This is a genomic window from Paraburkholderia fungorum (genome assembly GCF_046027605.1).
GTDB classification, from domain to species: domain Bacteria; phylum Pseudomonadota; class Gammaproteobacteria; order Burkholderiales; family Burkholderiaceae; genus Paraburkholderia; species Paraburkholderia fungorum_F.
This window is the reverse complement of sequence record NZ_JAQQEF010000104.1, coordinates 1-244: the sequence shown is the minus strand read 5'-3', so window position 1 is coordinate 244 and position 244 is coordinate 1. Positions and strand designations below refer to the sequence as shown.

Annotated in this window: 1 protein-coding gene; it reads right to left on the bottom strand. The window is 60.2% G+C overall.

The window, feature by feature from the left end; genetic code table 11:
• Window positions 1-244 (bottom strand): hypothetical protein (locus tag PQR53_RS38925; protein ID WP_408465908.1); only part of this gene is annotated, 244 nt, incomplete at both ends.

Below are 244 nucleotides of genomic sequence, written 5' to 3'. Positions count from 1 at the left end.
AGCGCCCCCTTGACGACCCGCTGCATCGAGATGTGCTTGAAGAACTCCCGCATTCCTTTCAGGTATTGATAGACATGGTGGCCTGCGGGCGCTGCGGCGAGCGTCACCTCCTGCGCCTCGGGCGACGCCACGTCATTGGGTGTCACGCCAAACCAGTATTCGAAGTTTGACCACAGGTCGGTATGCCTGACATTGTGGATTGTGTGCAGGGTCGCATACTCCCGAATGACAGCGGGGCGCGACG